A 16221-nucleotide genomic window follows, 5' to 3' on the forward strand; every position below is an offset into this window, starting at 1 on the left:
ATGCTGCCGGCGAGTTCGCTGCTGGACACGCCGGCCGCGTCGCTCAACGACCCGGATTGGGCTGCTGCCGCGCGCCAGGCGCTGCAGCAGGCCGACGCGCGCCTGTACCGCCGCTTCGACCAGGGCGACAACATCGAGCGCCTGCTGGCGCTGCGCGCGCGCGCTGCCGACCATCTGATCCGCCTGGCCTGGCAGCGCTGCCTGCCGGCCGACAGCGGCCTGTCGCTGTTCGCGGTCGGCGGCTATGGCCGCGGTGAACTGTTCCCGCGTTCGGACATCGACCTGCTGGTGTTCGGCGATCCGCCGGCACAGCTGGCGCACGAAGCGGCATTGGCGCGCCTGTTCGCGCTGCTGTGGGACTGCGGATTGGCGGTCAGCCATGCGGTGCGTTCTGCATCGCAGTGCCGCGAGGCGGCAGCTGACCAGACCGTGCTGACCGCGCTGATCGAGGCGCGTCCGATCCTGGCCGATGATGCCGCGCGCCGCGCGCTGCGCGAGGCCATCGACGACCGCGAGCTGTGGCCGGCACGCAGCTTTTTCCTGGCCAAGCTGGAAGAGCTGCGCAACCGCCACCAGCGCTTCGGCGATACCGCCGACAACCTGGAGCCGGACCTGAAGGATGGCCCCGGCGGCCTGCGCGATCTCAACACGCTGGGCTGGATGGCGTTGCGTGCCTTCGGCGTGCGCGACCTGGAGGCCCTGGTCGGGCTCGGCCATCTGGGCGCTGACGAAGCCGCGGCGTTGAAGCGCGAACGTGCCGTGCTGGCGCGGTTGCGCTTCGGCCTGCACCTGGTCGCGCGCCGTCCGGAAGAACGCCTGCGTTTCGATTACCAGAAGACCCTGGCCGCGCGCCTGGGCTTCGAAGACGATGCCGAGAATCTCGGTGTCGAGAAAATGATGCAGGGCTTCTACCGCGCCGCGCTGGTGGTGCGACGGATCAGCGACCGCCTGCTGCAACGCTTCGAGGAACAGTTCGATGGCGAGGCCCAGCCGGAACCGCTGACCGTGGGTTTTTCCCTGCGCCGTGGCTACCTGGCCGCCAACGAGGCCGACTGGCCGCGCGGCGACATCGGCCAGGTGTTCGCACTGTTTTCCAGCTGGGCCAACAACCCGCAGGTGCGCGGACTGCACTCGCTGACCGCGCGCGCGCTGGCCGAGTCGCTGCCGCTGCTGCCGGCCTATGACCAGGCCGACACCGATGCACGCGAGCAGTTCCTGGCCCTGCTGCGCGGCCAGCGTCCGGTCGATACGCTTTCGCGCATGGCGCGGCTGGGTGTGCTTGGCCAGTGGATTCCCGCGTTTGCCCAGGTCAGCGGGCGCATGCAGTTCGACCTGTTCCATGTCTATACGGTCGACCAGCACACGCTGATGGTCCTGCGCAACATCGGCCAGTTCGCCAGCAGCCGCGCCGACGAGCGCTTCTCGATCGCGCACGAAGTGTGGCCGCGCCTGCGCAAGCCGGAGCTGTTGCTGCTGGCCGGCCTGTTCCATGACATCGCCAAGGGCCGTGGCGGCGATCATTCGGAGCTGGGTGCGGTGGACGCGCGTGCGTTCTGCCAGGCGCATGCGCTCAGTGGCACCGATACCGAGCTGGTGGCATGGCTGGTCGAACAGCACCTGCGCATGTCGGTGACCGCGCAGAAGCAGGACATCGCCGATCCGGTGGTGATCCACCGCTTCGCCACCCTGGTCGGCAGCCGCGACCGCCTGGACTACCTGTACCTGCTGACCTGTGCCGACATCGCCGGCACCAGCCCGAAGCTGTGGAATGCCTGGAAGGATCGCCTGCTGGCCGACCTGTACTTCGCCACCCGGCGGGCGCTGCGCGAGGGGCTGGAGCACCCGGTGCCGGCCGCCGAGCGCGTGGCCGAGGCACGTGACAGCGTGCGTGCGCTAGTGCGCGAGCAGGGCTACGACGATGCCACCATCGACCGCCAGTTCGCGGTGATGCCCGATGAGGGCTTCATCCGCCTGCGCCCGGAGCAGCTGGCCTGGCAGGCTGCCGCACTGGTGCCGGTGAAGCAGGGCCAGGCGCTGGTGAAGGTTCGCCGGATCAGCGTCGACGACCCGGCGCTGGAAGTGTTCGTGCACTCGCCCGACCGCGATGGCCTGTTTGCCGCGATCGTGATGACCCTGGACCGCAAGGGCTACGGCATCCACCGCGCACGCGTGCTGGACGGTCCGGCCGACACCATCTTCGATACCTTCGAAGTGAACCCGGCCGACACCTTTGCCGATGGCAGCAGTGCCAACCTGGAGGCGGCCCTGCGCGAGGCACTCAGCGGTGACCTGTCGCGGCTGCGGCCGTCGCGCCGGGTCGTGCCGCGGCAGCTGCGGCACTTCCGCTTCGCCCCGCGCATCGAGTTCCGCGATGAACCGGGCGCAACCCGTTTTGCCCTGGTCGCCCCCGACCGTCCCGGCCTGCTGGCCGATGTGGCGTTCGTGCTGCGCAACCAGGGCCTGCGCGTGCATGATGCGCGCATTGCCACGTTCGGCGAACGCGCCGAAGACACCTTCGTGATCAGTGACGAACACGACCTCCCCCTGACTGAACCTGCCCGGCAGCAGCTGCATGACGCGATGCTGGCCTGCCTGGACCCTGATCGAAACGCCGGAGACCCCGCCTGATGGCCACCAAGCCCGCCAAGAAGACCGCCGCGACCCCCAAGAGCGCAGCGGCCCGGAAACCTGCTGCAGCCGCACCGGCCGCGAAGAAGACCCCTGCGCCGAAGAAGGCCGCTGCGGTGAAGGCCCCGGCGAAGAAGACGGCCGCGGTGAAGCGTGCTGTGAAGAAGCCGGCGCCGGCCAAGAGCGCCGAAGCGGTCCGCGCCGAGACCATCGCCCGCAAGTCGCTGCGCAAGCCGTCGGCACCGGGCGTGGAAGAGCTGAAGTTCGGCATCGAGAGCGCCTTCGAGCGCCGTGCGACGCTGACCCTGCACGAGCTGGAAGGTTCCACCCGTCCGCTGGTCAACCGCGTGATCGACGGCCTGGAAACCGGTGAATTCCGTGTCGCCGAGCCGGATGGCCAGGGCGGCTGGAAGGTCAACGAGTGGTTGAAGAAGGCGGTGCTGCTGTACTTCCGCGTCAACGACATGGCGGTGGTCGATGCGCGCCCGGCGCCGTTCTGGGACAAGGTCGAATCGCGCTTCGCCGGCTATGACGAAGCGAAGTTCCGCCGTGGCGGCGTGCGCGTGGTGCCGGGCGCGATCGCCCGCCGCGGTACCTACTTCGGCAAGGACGTGGTGCTGATGCCGAGCTTCACCAACATCGGCGCCTATGTCGGCGAAGGCACCATGGTCGACACCTGGGCCACCGTCGGTTCCTGCGCGCAGATCGGCCAGCACTGCCACCTGTCCGGCGGCGCCGGTATCGGCGGCGTGCTGGAGCCGCTGCAGGCCAGCCCGACCATCATCGAGGACCACTGCTTCATCGGTGCGCGTTCGGAAGTGGTGGAAGGCGTGGTGGTCGGCCACCACAGCGTGATCGGCATGGGCGTGTTCCTCAGCCAGAGCACCCGCATCTACAACCGTGCCACCGGCGAGATCACCTACGGCTACATCCCGCCGTACAGCGTGGTGGTGTCCGGCTCGCTGCCGAGCAAGGACGGTACCCATTCGCTGTACTGCGCGGTGATCGTCAAGCAGGTTGATGCCAAGACCCGCAGCAAGACCAGCGTCAACGACCTGCTGCGCGGCCTGGCCGACTGAGGATGACGGCGCCGGAGGATCTGGCGCAGTCCGCGATCTACCAGCATCCGTCCGACACCCTGTTCGGGCGGATGCTGCCGCGCCTGCTGCACGCCCCGCGATGGACCCGGCTGCGCCGCGCGCTGTCGCGGCGCTGGCCGATGCCGGCGCTGGTCAGCGATGTACGCGACGTGGTCTACGTGAGCTGGTGGGTCGACGTGCGCCACGCGCCGATGCCACCACCAGGCCATCACTACGTGGTCCATGCCGGACGCACGCCCTACACCATCCTCAGCTACCGGCACGGGCACTTCGGGCCCGCGCTGGCCGGGCCGCTGCGCTCGCTGATGCCGTCTCCCAGGCAGAGCAACTGGCGCTGGTACCTGCGTCGTGACGACGCTCCGGACGGGGCGCCGGTGGTGCTGTTCGATCGCAACGTGATGGACCAGCTGGCCTTCGTCGCCGGCGCGCGCGCTTTCAGCGATGCCATGCAGCCGCACCTGTCGGTGCGCTTCACGCATGCGCTGGATGCCGAAGGCAGTGGCCACACTCGGATCGAGGGCGGGCAGGGCAGTGCCCCGGCGCTGCACCTGCAGTGGGAGGCCGCTGCGGGCTGGGACGATGCCGGGTGGGCGGCGGCCTTCGGCAGCCATCAGGCCCTGCTGCGTTTCCTGACCTGCCAGGACGAGGCCATCGCCCGTACCTGCGACCAGCGCTGGGCCAGCACCCGCATCGCTCTGCCGGTGGACATCGCACAGCTGCAACCGCTGCAGCTGGAAGGCGAACCGCAGTGCCCGCGCCTGCAGGCGATGGGCGTGGCGCTGCACGAGGGGCTGGCCTTCCGGCTGCCAAGGGTACCGTTCCGGGTCGTGTCCGAGCGCCTGTTGTGAGATTCTGGCCCTCTGTTTTCCAGCATCACAGATGGCCATGAGCACCACTGTCTACGGTTTGAAGAACTGCGATACCTGCAAGAAGGCGACCAAGTGGCTGGACCGCTTCGGCGTGCCGTACACCTTCGTCGACTACCGCGACAACAAACCCAGCCCGGAAACGCTGCTGGCATGGGCGGCGCAGCTGGGTGGCCTGGCCGCGATGGTCAACAAGTCCTCCACCACCTGGCGGCAGCTGCCGGACAACCGCAAGGCCGCCGACTCCGAGGCCGAATGGAAGCTGCTGCTGCGCGAGTACCCGCAGCTGATCAAGCGCCCGCTCGTGGTCACCGCCGACGGCGCGGTCAGCCAGGGTTTCAGTGACAACGGCTTCAAGGCCCGCTTCGGCGTGGGTGACGCATGAGCGCGGTCCTCGACCTGACCTGCGAGCTGATCGCACGGCCCTCGGTGACGCCGGAGGATGCCGGTTGCCAGGCGCTGCTGGCGGCACGCCTGAAGCAGGCCGGGTTCCAGTGCGATCACCTGCGGCTGGGCGAGGTCGACAACCTGTGGGCGACCCATGGCCAGGGCGCGCCGGTGCTGGTGCTGCTGGGCCACACCGACGTAGTGCCGACGGGCCCGCGCGAGGCCTGGGCCAGCGACCCGTTCACGCCGCAGATCCGTGACGGCGTGCTGTACGGCCGTGGCACTGCCGACATGAAGGGCAGCGTGGCGGCGTTCGTGGTGGCGGCCGAGCAGTTCGTGGCCGCACATCCTGATCACCCCGGCACGCTGGCGGTGCTGTTGACCAGCGACGAGGAAGGCGATGCCATCGATGGCGTGCGCCACGTCGCACGGCTGTTCGCCGAGCGCGGCCAGCGCATCGACTGGTGCATCACCGGCGAGCCGTCGTCGACCGCGACGCTGGGTGACCTGCTGCGCGTGGGTCGTCGTGGCAGCCTGTCGGCCAGGCTGCGCGTGCAGGGCGTGCAGGGCCATGTGGCGTATCCGGAGAAGGCACGCAACCCGATCCACCAGGCGGCGCCGGCCCTGGCCGAGCTGAGTGAGCGGCGCTGGGATGACGGCTACGAGAGTTTCCCGCCGACCAGCCTGCAGATCTCCAACATCCATGCCGGTACCGGTGCCAACAATGTGATTCCCGGCGAGCTCGAGGTGGACTTCAACATCCGCTACAACCCGCACTGGGATGCACCGAAGCTGGAAGCGGAGATCACCGCGCTGCTGGAACGGCATGGCCTGCAGTACACGCTGAAGTGGCATCGCAGCGGCGAGCCGTTCTACACCCCGGAAGGCACGCTGCGCGCCACCGCGCGTGCGGTGCTGGCCGAGCACATCGGCCGTGCACCGGAGGAAAGCACCGGTGGCGGCACGTCCGATGCCCGCTTCATCGCGCCATTGGGCGCGCAGTGCATCGAAGTGGGGCCGGTCAACGCCAGCATCCACCAGGTGGACGAGAACGTGCGCGTGGACGATCTGGAGGCATTGCCGGGGCTGTACCAGCGGCTGGTGGAACGGCTGCTGGTATGAGGTTGGTGGGTGCCGACCGTTGGTCGGCACGCCTCCCGCCGGGCATGGCCCGGCGGCACTACTCCGAAAAAATGAAGAACGGCGGCTCGACCGCTTTTTTCCAGTAACTCGGCGCGGCCATGTAGAAGTGCTGCGCTTCGGCCCTGGCGAACCAGTGCGCCGCTGCGTCGGTGTCCTTCTCCACGCCCGGCGCACCGCGGCCCAGCAGCAGCCCGGCGAAGTACTGGCCGAACACATTGCCCTGCTCACCGGCGCGCTGGTACAGCTGCAGCGCACGCGCAGGATCGCGTGGCAGGCCTACGCCTTTTTCCAGCAGCGCGCCCAGATCGACCTGTGCGTCGGCATCGCCACGCTCGGCGCGACGCTGGATCTGCGCAACCCGCGGATGCACGGTGTCACCCTGTGCGGCGACCGCATCCGGCAGTCGTGACGATGAACTCGGGTAGCGCTCGTAGATCATTCCGCGCAGGTCCCAGCGCAGCGCCTGTTGCGCGTCGCCTCGCTGGCGATAGCTCTTGGCGAGCCCGTGGAACGCATAGGGATTGCCGTGGTTGGCAGCCGCCAGATACGCACGTTCACCGCGTCGCCAGGACGCGCGCAGCACCGGAGCCGGGTTGATGTGGGGGCTGTCGGCATACCGCAGCGTGCCGGAGATCCAGATCCGGCCCAGTGCTTCTTCCGCCCTGGTGTTGTGGAAGGTCCAGGGCGTGGCCGCTGCGGCACGCTCGTAGTAGGCGATGGCGCGCGGATCGTTGAAGCGCTCGAAGGTCTGCGCGGTATCAAAGGCGCCCTCGAAGCTGCCGTCGGTGCCGCGTTGTTCCAATGCCTGCTGCTGGGACTGCGGCAGCGTAGAAGGCGGGGGCAGGGTCTGGCAGGCGGCCAGGCCCAGGCAGAGCAGGGCGGCCAGCGCCGCGTTGCATCCATTGCGGTGTTGCATTTCCATTACACGTTTCACGGCGGGCCATTATGCGCGCCGGGGAGTGGTTGCCAACGCAACGGTTGCGCCGTGCCGGAAACCGGGGTAGGGTCGATGCCATGTCGATCCGCCTGGCCACCGCCGTCAATAACAACAACCGCAATAATCTGCGCGCGAATAATCGCGCGCGGCCGATGCGGGACTGCGCCCTGGGTAGATAGACAGCAACACACGCCCGGACACCAGAAAACCCGCATCAGCCGATGCGGGTTTTTTTGTGCCCGGGCGCAGCCCCACCCGGGCCTGGATGGCCGGTCGAACACCTTCCCACCCGTGAAATCCCCCAACAGGAGCTCTCCCATGTGTTCGATCTTCGGAATCTTCGGCCTGCAGGCCGGTGACGATCTTCCCGCCCTGCGCCGCCATGCGCTGGAACTGTCGCAGCGCCAGCGCCACCGTGGCCCCGACTGGAGCGGCGTGTACCTCGACGAAGGTGCGCTGCTGGTCCATGAGCGGCTGGCCATCGTCGACCCGGCCGGTGGTTCGCAGCCGCTGCTGTCGGCCGATGGCCAGCTGGCGCTGGCGGTGAACGGCGAGATCTACAACCACCAGGCATTGAAGGCGGCGCTGACCACCGCCTACGACTTCCAGACCGGCTCGGACTGCGAGGTGATCAACGCGCTGTACCGCCAGGGTGGCGCGCCGGCGCAGTGGCTGGAACAGCTCAACGGCATCTTCGCCTTCGCGCTGTGGGACCGCGACAGCGGCCGCGTGCTGGTGGCGCGTGACCCGGTCGGCGTGGTGCCGCTGTACTGGGGCCACGATGCCCAGGGGCGCCTGCGCGTCGCCTCGGAAATGAAAGCACTGGTCGATACCTGTGCCGACGTCGCGCAGTTCCCGCCGGGCCACTATTTCGACAGTGCCAGCGGTGAACTGGTGCGCTACTACCAGCAGCCGTGGCGCGACTACGCGGACGTGCAGGGCCACCAGGCCGACCTGGCCGAACTGCGCCAGGCGTTCGAGCATGCGGTGGAACGCCAGCTGATGAGTGACGTGCCGTACGGCGTGCTGCTGTCCGGTGGCCTGGATTCGTCGCTGGTGGCAGCGGTGGCCGCACGCTATGCACGTCGCCGCATCGAAGATGGGGGGCAGACCGAAGCCTGGTGGCCGCGCCTGCATTCGTTCGCGATCGGCTTGAAGGGCTCGCCCGATCTGGCCGCCGCTGCGATCGCCGCCGAAGCGCTGGGCACCGTGCATCATGGCTTCGAGTACACCTTCGAAGAAGGCCTCGATGCGCTGCCGGAAGTGATCCGCCACATCGAGACCTACGACGTCACCACCATCCGCGCATCGACGCCGATGTTCCTGCTGGCGCGGCGGATCAAGGCGATGGGGGTGAAGATGGTGCTGTCCGGCGAGGGCAGTGACGAGATCTTCGGTGGCTACCTGTACTTCCACAAGGCACCGGATGCGCGTGAATTCCACGACGAGCTGGTACGCAAGCTCGACGCCCTGCACAACTACGACTGCCTGCGCGCCAACAAGTCGATGATGGCCTGGGGCGTGGAGCCGCGCGTGCCGTTCCTCGACCGTGAGTTCCTGGATGTGGCGATGCGCTTCGATGCCGCGCACAAGATGGTCGGTGCCGGCTTTGGTGGCCGTCGCATCGAGAAGGCGGTGCTGCGCGAGGCGTTCGACGGCTACCTGCCGGACAGCATCCTGTGGCGGCAGAAGGAGCAGTTCAGTGATGGCGTTGGCTACGGCTGGATCGATGGGCTGAAGGCGCATGCCGAAGCACAGGTGAGCGACCGCGTCCTGGCAGCGGCCGACAAGCGCTTCCCGCACAACCCGCCACAGACCAAGGAGGCGTACTACTACCGCCACCTGTTCGAGCAGTTCTTCCCGAGCCGTGCGGCCGCCGAAACCGTGCCGGGTGGCAAGTCGATCGCCTGCTCGTCGCCGGCGGCCATTGCCTGGGACGCCAGTTTCGCCGCCGCTGCAGATCCGTCGGGTCGCGCGATCGCCGGCGTGCACGCGCAGGCACTGGCCTAAGCGTCAAAAAGGGGACGGAGGGAATTAAGTCGTTTGTGCCATTAACGCCTTAATCCCCTCCGTCCCCTTTTTGTATCATCGCCCCCTGCACATTGGGGAATGTTCATGGACGTACAGACCGGGGGCCGGGCGCCGCCGATCAAGTGGGGCTGGCGCTACCTGGCCTGGGCCGGGGTGCCGTTGTTGGCTGGCGTGCTGCTGGCGCGGTATGCCAGGCCGGCGGCGCCCGAGGCGGTCGCCCGCGCCACCGCCGCCGCTGAAGGCAGCTGGGTGCAGCACCTGGCGTCTCCGCTGGGCCTGTTCCTGCTGCAGCTGCTGGTGCTGCTGCTGGTGGCCAAGGGCGCGGGGGCGCTGCTCAAGCGCTTTGGACAGCCGGCGGTGATCGGCGAAATGGCCGCTGGCCTGATGATGGGGCCGCTGGTGCTCGGCAGCCTGCTGCCGCAGCTGCATGGTGCGCTGTTCCCGGCCAGTTCGTTGGGTCCGCTGGGCATGCTAAGCCAGCTGGGCGTGCTGATGTTCCTGCTGGTGGCCGGTGCCGAACTGGACCTGGCGGCGCTGCGTGGCCGCCGGCGTTTCGCCTTCACGGTCAGCCATGCCGGCATTGCCGTGCCGTTCGTGCTCGGCGTCGCGTTGGCGATCTGGCTGTATCCGCAGCACGGACCACAGGGTGTGGGCTTCACCGCATTCGCACTTTTCGTGGGTATCTCGATGAGCATCACGGCCTTCCCCGTGTTGCTGCGCATCCTGGCCGATCGCGGGATCACACAGACGCCACTGGGACAGACCGCGATCGCCTGCGCTGCCTTGGGCGATGCCACCGCGTGGTGCCTGCTGGCGCTGATCGTGGCCGCCGCCCAGGCCAGCGGCTGGTTGCCGGCCAGCCTCAACCTGTTGTGCGTGGTCGCGTTCGTGGCGTTGATGCTGGGACTGGTGAAGCCGTGGTTCGCGCGCCAGCAGATTGCGCCGGGCCGTGAGGGGCGCTGGCTGCTCGGCATCCTGCTGTTGTCGCTGGGCAGTGCGCTGGTCACCGAGATGCTGGGCATCCACGCGCTGTTCGGGGCGTTCGCTGCGGGCGTCGCGGTATCGTCCAATGCGCAGCTGCGTGACCTGCTGATGGCCCGCGTCGAGCCGTTCGCGGTCACCCTGCTGCTGCCGTTGTTCTTCGCCATGACCGGGCTGCGCATGCGCGCCGATGCGCTGCAGGCCAGCGACATCGTGTTGTGCGTGGTGGTGATCGCGGTGGCCACGACGGGCAAGCTGCTCGGTACCTTCAGTGCCGCGCGCAGTGCCGGCATGCCCACGCGCGAAGCGTGGCGGCTGGGCGCGCTGATGAACACCCGCGGCCTGATGGAGCTGATCGTGCTCAACCTGGGCTACGAGCTGGGCCTGCTCGGCGACCGCCTGTTCGCGGTGCTGGTGATCATGGCGCTGGTGACCACGGCGATGACCGGGCCGCTGCTGAACCTGATCGAGCGGCGCAGGGGCTGAGTGCTGGAGGGTAGTGCCGGCCGCTGGCCGGCATCCAGGCAAGTGTGTCCAGCATCATGAGGTTGCCGGCCAGCGGCCGGCACTACCGCGCTGGCGCTACCGCGCCGGCACCAGCGTCATCGTGTGCTGCGCCTTGCCGGGCAGGAACGGCGTCGGGCGCCCATGCACCCAGTCCTCGTGGCCGGCGCCCCAGTACGGTGACAGCGGGTGGCCGCTCTGGCCGCCGGGCATGTGCACGATGCCGTCGGCTTCGTGGCCGGGCGAGACCACCATGCGCTCGGAGGCGCCGAAGTTCGGCGTCTGCACGCGCGGCATGTCCCGGTCGCCGGGCAGGCGGTCGGCCGGCATGCACAGCCAGCGCTTGGCGATGTCCGGCAGCGCCCGTGCGATGGGGTGGCAGATCGCCGCGGTATTGCGTTCGCCCCAGCTGCGCTTGGCCAGCGGGCCCTGCTTGGCCAGCTCACGCTCGGTATGGCGCGCGGCGTCGATCAGCAGCGCATCCCAGCTGTCGAAGGCCGGTGGCAGCAGGTTGGCCGGACGCTGTTGCAGCATCGGCCAGGCCACGCCTTCCAACTGTGCCAGGCGCGGGTCCAGGTAGTCATCGCCCAGCTGCGCGTTGGCCGGGGCCAGCAGTGCATCGGACAGCGTGGCCATGACCTGGGTGCGGAATTCACGCACCACCCGGTAGCTCACCGAACTGGCCGAGGCGCGCCCGCCCCATTGATGGCTGACCTCCTTCAAACGCTTCAGCGCAGGGTCGTCACTGCGTTCGATGACGTCGTGCAGCAGAGCCCACCAGCGCTGCAGGAACACCGCGCGGTCGTCGAGCTGGATCGCCAGCAGGTCGTGCTCGTCGAAGCGCTCCTGGATCGCCAGCAGGTCGCGGATCTGCCGCGCGCGGGCACCAAGGTCATAGCCGCCGTTGCCGACGCTGGCCAGTGCCTCGCCGTCGAGGACGCGTCCATTGGCGGTCCACAGGCGATGGTTGGGGGGATCGATCAGTGCCGGCGAGGCATCGCTGCGGATCGGCCACGGCGCGCAGTCCTGGTTGCTGGCGGCAGTGAAGCCGGCCGGTGCACAGCCAGGGCCACGGTCCGGGCGAGCGCCGATCAGGCGCCAGGCGATGCGCCCGCTGCGATCACCGACCACCAGGTTCTGCGCGGGGATGCCGGCACGGTCGGCAAAGCGCAGTGCACCATCCAGGTCACCGGCGCGGGCCAGATCAGCGAAGTCCAGGCGCACGGCGCCGGGCAGGTGTGCGACCCAGCGCAGCGCATCGCCACTGCCATCGGCATGGGTATGCAGGATCGGCCCCCAGGCGGTTTCGCGTACCGGGAACAGCACGTCGGCCTGGCCGGCCACGGCGATGCGTTCTTCGTGCACGGTCACGGCGGCGTTGGCCGGTTCCGTGCGGTAGTCCGCCGTGTCGATGTAGCTGTTGGTGAAGCCCCAGGCGACGAGCCCGTTGCTGCCGACGATCACTGCCGGCAGGCCGGGCAGCGAGAAGCCGGTGACATCAACCTGGCCGCCGGCGGCCTGTGGGTCGGGGTAGTGCAGGCGCACGCGGAACCACAGGCCGGGTGCACGCAGGCCCAGGTGCATGTCGTCGGCGACGATCGCGCGGCCGTCGGCGGTAAGTGCACCGGCCACCGCGAAGTTGTTGCTGCCGATGACGTCGGCCTCTTCCTGCTCGGTGCCCGTTTTTCCCTTCAACGTGCGCAGGTCCAGCTGGCTGGCATCGGGCAGGGCGGCGTTGCCGGTGGGTTCGCCGAACAGCGGTGCATCCCATTCAGTGCCGTCGTGGGCGATCAGTGCGTACAGCGCTGGCGGCACCACCGCGCGGATGCGGCTGAGCGCAAGCTCGGTCTGGTTGTCCGGGTCCTGCAGGTCGGCGTACATGGCCAGCCCGGTCAGTACACTGTCGCTGGCCTGCCACGGTTGCGGTGACTGCCGCAGCAGCAGGTAGGCCCACGGGCGCACGGAGAGATCGGTCAGGCCTTCGTTGACGCCATCCACGTAGGCACGCACGGCATCGCCGTTGTCGCCCAATGCAGCGTCCAGGTGCGCTTCGGTGCGTGCGCGCAGGCGATGCACGCGCATGCGCTTGTCGGCATCGATGGCCTTCGGCCCGAACAGCGCCGACAGCTCGCCAGCGGCACTGCGGCGCATCAGGTCCATCTCGAAATAACGTTCCTGCGCATGCACGCGGCCGAGCGCACGCATCGCGTCGGCCTGGCTGCTGGCGGTAATGGTGACCACGCCCAGGGCATCACGCTCGATGGTGACCGGCTTGGCCAGGCCCGGCAGCGCACGCTCGCCATCCAGGTCGGCCAGGCTGCCGCGCAGCAGCAGCCACAGCACCAGGGCGGTGACCAGCACGATGGCGATCAACACGCCCAGCACCCAACGCCATGTACGTCGCATCGCACGTCCTTTCCGAACTCGTGGGCTGATTGTAGCCGCAGGCGCAACTGCGACTGATTCCGATTAGATCACCGTATTTTGAAATGCGGCACCCTATGTCACATCGATTCACAGGAGCCCCCCCATGAAAGGCAACCCGGACGTCATCGCCTGCCTGAAGGAACTGCTGCGCGGCGAGCTTGCTGCCCGCGACCAGTACTTCATCCATTCCCGCCGCTACGAGGACCAGGGCCTGTTCGCGCTGTACGAACGCCTGAACCACGAGATGGAAGAGGAAACCCAGCACGCCGATGCGCTGCTGCGCCGGATCCTGTTCCTGGGCGGCGACCCGGACATGCGCCCGCACGCCACCGAGCCGGGCAAGACCGTGGAGGAGATGCTGCAGAAGGATCTCGATACTGAATACGCGGTTCGGAACAATCTCGCCGCCGGCATGAAGCTGTGCGAGGAGAAGGGTGACTACGTGAGCCGCGACATCCTGCTGGCGCAGCTGAAGGACACCGAGGAAGACCATGCCTGGTGGCTGGAGCAGCAGCTGGGCCTGATCAAGCGCATCGGCCTGGAGCTTTACCAGCTGAGCAAGATCGACGGCAACGGCGCCCCGGCGCACTGAGCCGCAGGTGGCGCCGGGCCATGCCCGGTGACCACCCGGTAGAGCCGACCGCTGGTCGGCTGCTCTGCAAAAGGCAGCCGACCAGCGGTCGGCTCTACCAGAAGAAGCACAGCGTTCTGTCGCCAGCCAGCACCAGAGCACCGCCAGCCAGCCTTCGCCCGCCAGCTGCTCCATCGCCCGCCAGCCGACAACGAAAAAGCCGGGGAAAGCCCCGGCTTTTTCGTGTCCGGGGTCGGATCCGTTTTCAACGAAAACGGCTCTGACCCCATTGGGATGGAAAACGCCAACCGGGGTTGGCGTCTACCGGGGCAAGGCGTGTCAACCAAGGTTGACACCCACCAGGAGCAGGGCCGCGGCCCTCACTCCACCGACAACCCTTCCACCTTCTGCCAGCCGCGCGGCAGCAGGTGGCCGCGGGTGGCGCGGGCGCCGAGGTAGGCGTCCAGTTCGTTGAACTTCAGGCCCATGGTGCGCTGGCCACTGCGTACCTGCAGGGTCTGGCCGGGGCTGATCGCCACCACGGCGACCACGCGCTCGGTGGCGAGCTTGGCCTTCGGGATCTCGATGATCTTGTTGCCCTTGCCCTTGTCCAGTTCCGGCAGGTCGTTGGCGGCGATCGCCAGCAGGTTGCCGGAGCTGGTCACCGCCACGATGCGATCGGTGGCGACGTTGGCGACCACCGACGGGGTCAGCACCGACGAACCGGCCGACAGGTTCAGCATCGCCTTGCCGGCCTTGTTGCGGCCGATCAGGTTCTCGAAGCGGGTGACGAAGCCGTAGCCGTGGGTGGAGGCCAGCACGAAGCGGGTGTCCGGCTCGGCGCTGGCCAGGGTCACGAAGCTGGTGCCCGGTGCCGGCGAGAAGCGGCCGGTCAGCGGTTCACCGTTGCCACGCGCGGAAGGCAGGGTATGCACCGGCGTCGAGTAGGCGCGGCCCTCGCTGTCGAGGAACGCGACCTGCTGGGTGCTGCGCGCACGTACCGCGCCCTGCAGGGCGTCGCCGTCGCGGTAGGACAGGGCGGACGCATCGACGTCATGGCCCTTGGCCGCACGGATCCAGCCCTTCTCCGACAGCACCACGGTCATCGGCTCGCTCGGCACCAGCTCGGTCTCGTCGATGGCCTGCGCGGCCTGGCGCTGCACCAGCGGCGAGCGGCGGGCGTCGCCGAACTTCTTGGCGTCGGCGGTCAGCTCGTCGCGGATCAGCTTCTTCAGCTTGGCCTTGCTGTCGAGGATGCCGAGGATCTTCTCACGCTCCTTGGCCAGCTCGTCCTGCTCGCCACGGATCTTCATCTCTTCCAGGCGGGCCAGCTGCTTCAGCTTGGTTTCCAGGATGTACTCGGCCTGGTCGTCGGACAGGCCGAAGCGCGCGATCAGCGCCGCCTTCGGTTCGTCCTCGGTACGGATGATGTGGATCACCTCGTCCAGGTTGAGGAAGGCGACCAGCAGGCCTTCCAACAGGTGCAGGCGGCGTTCGACCTTCTGCAGGCGGTGCTGCAGGCGGCGGGTGACGGTGTTGCTGCGGAAGGTCAGCCATTCGCTGAGCAGCATCTTCAGGTTCTTCACCTGCGGACGGCCGTCCAGCCCGATCACGTTGAGGTTGACGCGGTAGCTGCGTTCCATGTCCGTGGTGGCGAACAGGTGGCCCATCAGCTGGTCGGCGTCGACGCGGTTGGAACGCGGCACCAGCACCACGCGCACCGGGTTGGCGTGGTCGGACTCATCGCGGATGTCCTCCAGCCACGGCAGCTTCTTGGCGCGCATCTGCGCGGCGATCTGCTCGATCACCTTCGACGGCGACACCTGGAACGGCAGCGCGGTGACCACGATGTTGTGCGCTTCCTTGGTGAAGGTCGCACGTGCGCGCACGCTGCCGTTGCCGGTCTCGTAGATGTTCCGCAGGTCGTTGGCCGAGGTGATGATCTCGGCGCTGGAGGGGTAGTCCGGGCCCTGCACGTGCTCGCACAGGTCGCGCACGCTGGCATCGGGGTTGTCCAGCAGGTGCAGCAGCGCGCTGACGATCTCGTTGAGATTGTGCGGCGGCACGTCGGTGGCCATGCCCACGGCGATGCCGGTGGTGCCGTTCAGCAGCAGGTGCGGCAGCCGCGCCGGCATCCAGGTCGGCTCCTGCAGGGTGCCGTCGAAGTTCGGTGCCCAGTCGGTGGTGCCCTGGCCCAGCTCGCCCAGCAGCACTTCGGCGATCGGGGTCAGCTTGGATTCGGTGTAACGCATTGCCGCGAACGACTTCGGGTCGTCGCTGGAGCCGAAGTTGCCCTGGCCCTCGATCAGCGGGTAGCGGTACGAGAACGGCTGGGCCATCAGCACCAGCGCCTCGTAGCACGCGCTGTCGCCGTGCGGGTGGTACTTACCGATGACGTCACCGACGGTGCGCGCGGACTTCTTCGGCTTGGACGCGGCGTTCAGGCCCAGCTCGCTCATCGAATAGATGATGCGGCGCTGCACCGGCTTCAGGCCGTCGCCGATGAACGGCAGGGCGCGGTCCAGGACCACATACATCGAGTAGTCGAGGTAGGCGCGTTCGGCGTACTCGCGCAGCGGCAGTTGTTCGAATCCGTGGAACACGGGGCGGGCAAGTTCGGTCATGCGGCGTTGTTACCTGTTGTCG

General features: G+C 68.2%; 11 protein-coding genes. 8 read left to right on the forward strand and 3 right to left on the reverse strand.

The annotated features are described in order from the left end of the window. The 5 genes from AB1281_RS05040 to dapE are packed head-to-tail and all read left to right on the forward strand — an operon-like array spanning position 1 to position 6103. Positions 1-2628 carry a [protein-PII] uridylyltransferase gene (locus tag AB1281_RS05040; RefSeq protein ID WP_049446230.1) on the forward strand — a complete coding sequence of 876 codons (2628 nt, stop codon included), beginning with the start codon at positions 1-3 and terminating at the stop codon, positions 2626-2628. Then, positions 2628-3707 carry a 2,3,4,5-tetrahydropyridine-2,6-dicarboxylate N-succinyltransferase gene (gene dapD / locus AB1281_RS05045; RefSeq protein WP_014036517.1) on the forward strand — a complete coding sequence of 360 codons (1080 nt, stop codon included), beginning with the start codon at positions 2628-2630 and terminating at the stop codon, positions 3705-3707. Before AB1281_RS05040 ends, dapD begins: the two co-directional genes overlap by 1 nt. Positions 3708-3709: 2 nt before the next feature. After that, the gene (locus AB1281_RS05050; protein WP_430345219.1) at positions 3710-4576 is read left to right on the forward strand and encodes a hypothetical protein; all 867 of its coding nucleotides are present in this window, start codon (positions 3710-3712) and stop codon (positions 4574-4576) included. 31 nt (positions 4577-4607) lie between these two features. After that, a complete protein-coding gene (locus tag AB1281_RS05055) occupies positions 4608-4979 on the forward strand; it encodes an arsenate reductase (RefSeq protein ID WP_170871724.1) in 372 nt (123 codons plus the stop codon). Next, entirely contained in the window at positions 4976-6103 is a 1128-nt protein-coding gene (dapE, locus tag AB1281_RS05060) for a succinyl-diaminopimelate desuccinylase (protein WP_430345220.1), read from the forward strand. The genes AB1281_RS05055 and dapE overlap by 4 nt, the downstream gene beginning before the upstream one ends. A gap of 58 nt (positions 6104-6161) precedes the next feature. Here dapE and AB1281_RS05065 read toward each other — a convergent pair whose 3' ends face one another. Next, positions 6162-7040: a tetratricopeptide repeat protein gene (locus tag AB1281_RS05065; RefSeq protein WP_430346974.1), complete on the reverse strand. Its 879-nt coding sequence runs from the start codon at positions 7038-7040 to the stop codon at positions 6162-6164. Positions 7041-7379: 339 nt separating this feature from the next. Between AB1281_RS05065 and asnB the strand changes: the two genes are divergently transcribed. Further along, entirely contained in the window at positions 7380-9071 is a 1692-nt protein-coding gene (gene asnB, locus AB1281_RS05070) for an asparagine synthase B (RefSeq protein WP_135967650.1), read from the forward strand. A 99-nt stretch (positions 9072-9170) separates the two neighbouring features. Further along, the gene (locus AB1281_RS05075) at positions 9171-10559 is read left to right on the forward strand and encodes a cation:proton antiporter (protein WP_430345221.1); all 1389 of its coding nucleotides are present in this window, start codon (positions 9171-9173) and stop codon (positions 10557-10559) included. Positions 10560-10655: 96 nt separating this feature from the next. Here the strand turns inward: AB1281_RS05075 and AB1281_RS05080 are convergent, their stop codons facing one another. Then, positions 10656-12983: a penicillin acylase family protein gene (locus tag AB1281_RS05080; RefSeq protein ID WP_430345222.1), complete on the reverse strand. Its 2328-nt coding sequence runs from the start codon at positions 12981-12983 to the stop codon at positions 10656-10658. Between the two features lie 124 nt (positions 12984-13107). Here AB1281_RS05080 and bfr point away from each other — a divergent pair, with 124 nt between their 5' ends. Then, positions 13108-13596, forward strand: a complete 489-nt coding sequence (bfr, locus tag AB1281_RS05085; RefSeq protein ID WP_005408763.1) for a bacterioferritin — start codon at positions 13108-13110, stop codon at positions 13594-13596. A 359-nt stretch (positions 13597-13955) separates the two neighbouring features. Here the strand turns inward: bfr and parC are convergent, their stop codons facing one another. After that, the gene (gene parC / locus AB1281_RS05090; protein ID WP_135967647.1) at positions 13956-16199 is read right to left on the reverse strand and encodes a DNA topoisomerase IV subunit A; all 2244 of its coding nucleotides are present in this window, start codon (positions 16197-16199) and stop codon (positions 13956-13958) included. Positions 16200-16221 lie beyond the last annotated feature (22 nt).

This window comes from Stenotrophomonas sp. NRRL B-14846, from assembly GCF_050473585.1.
In the GTDB taxonomy this organism is placed as follows: Bacteria; Pseudomonadota; Gammaproteobacteria; order Xanthomonadales; family Xanthomonadaceae; genus Stenotrophomonas.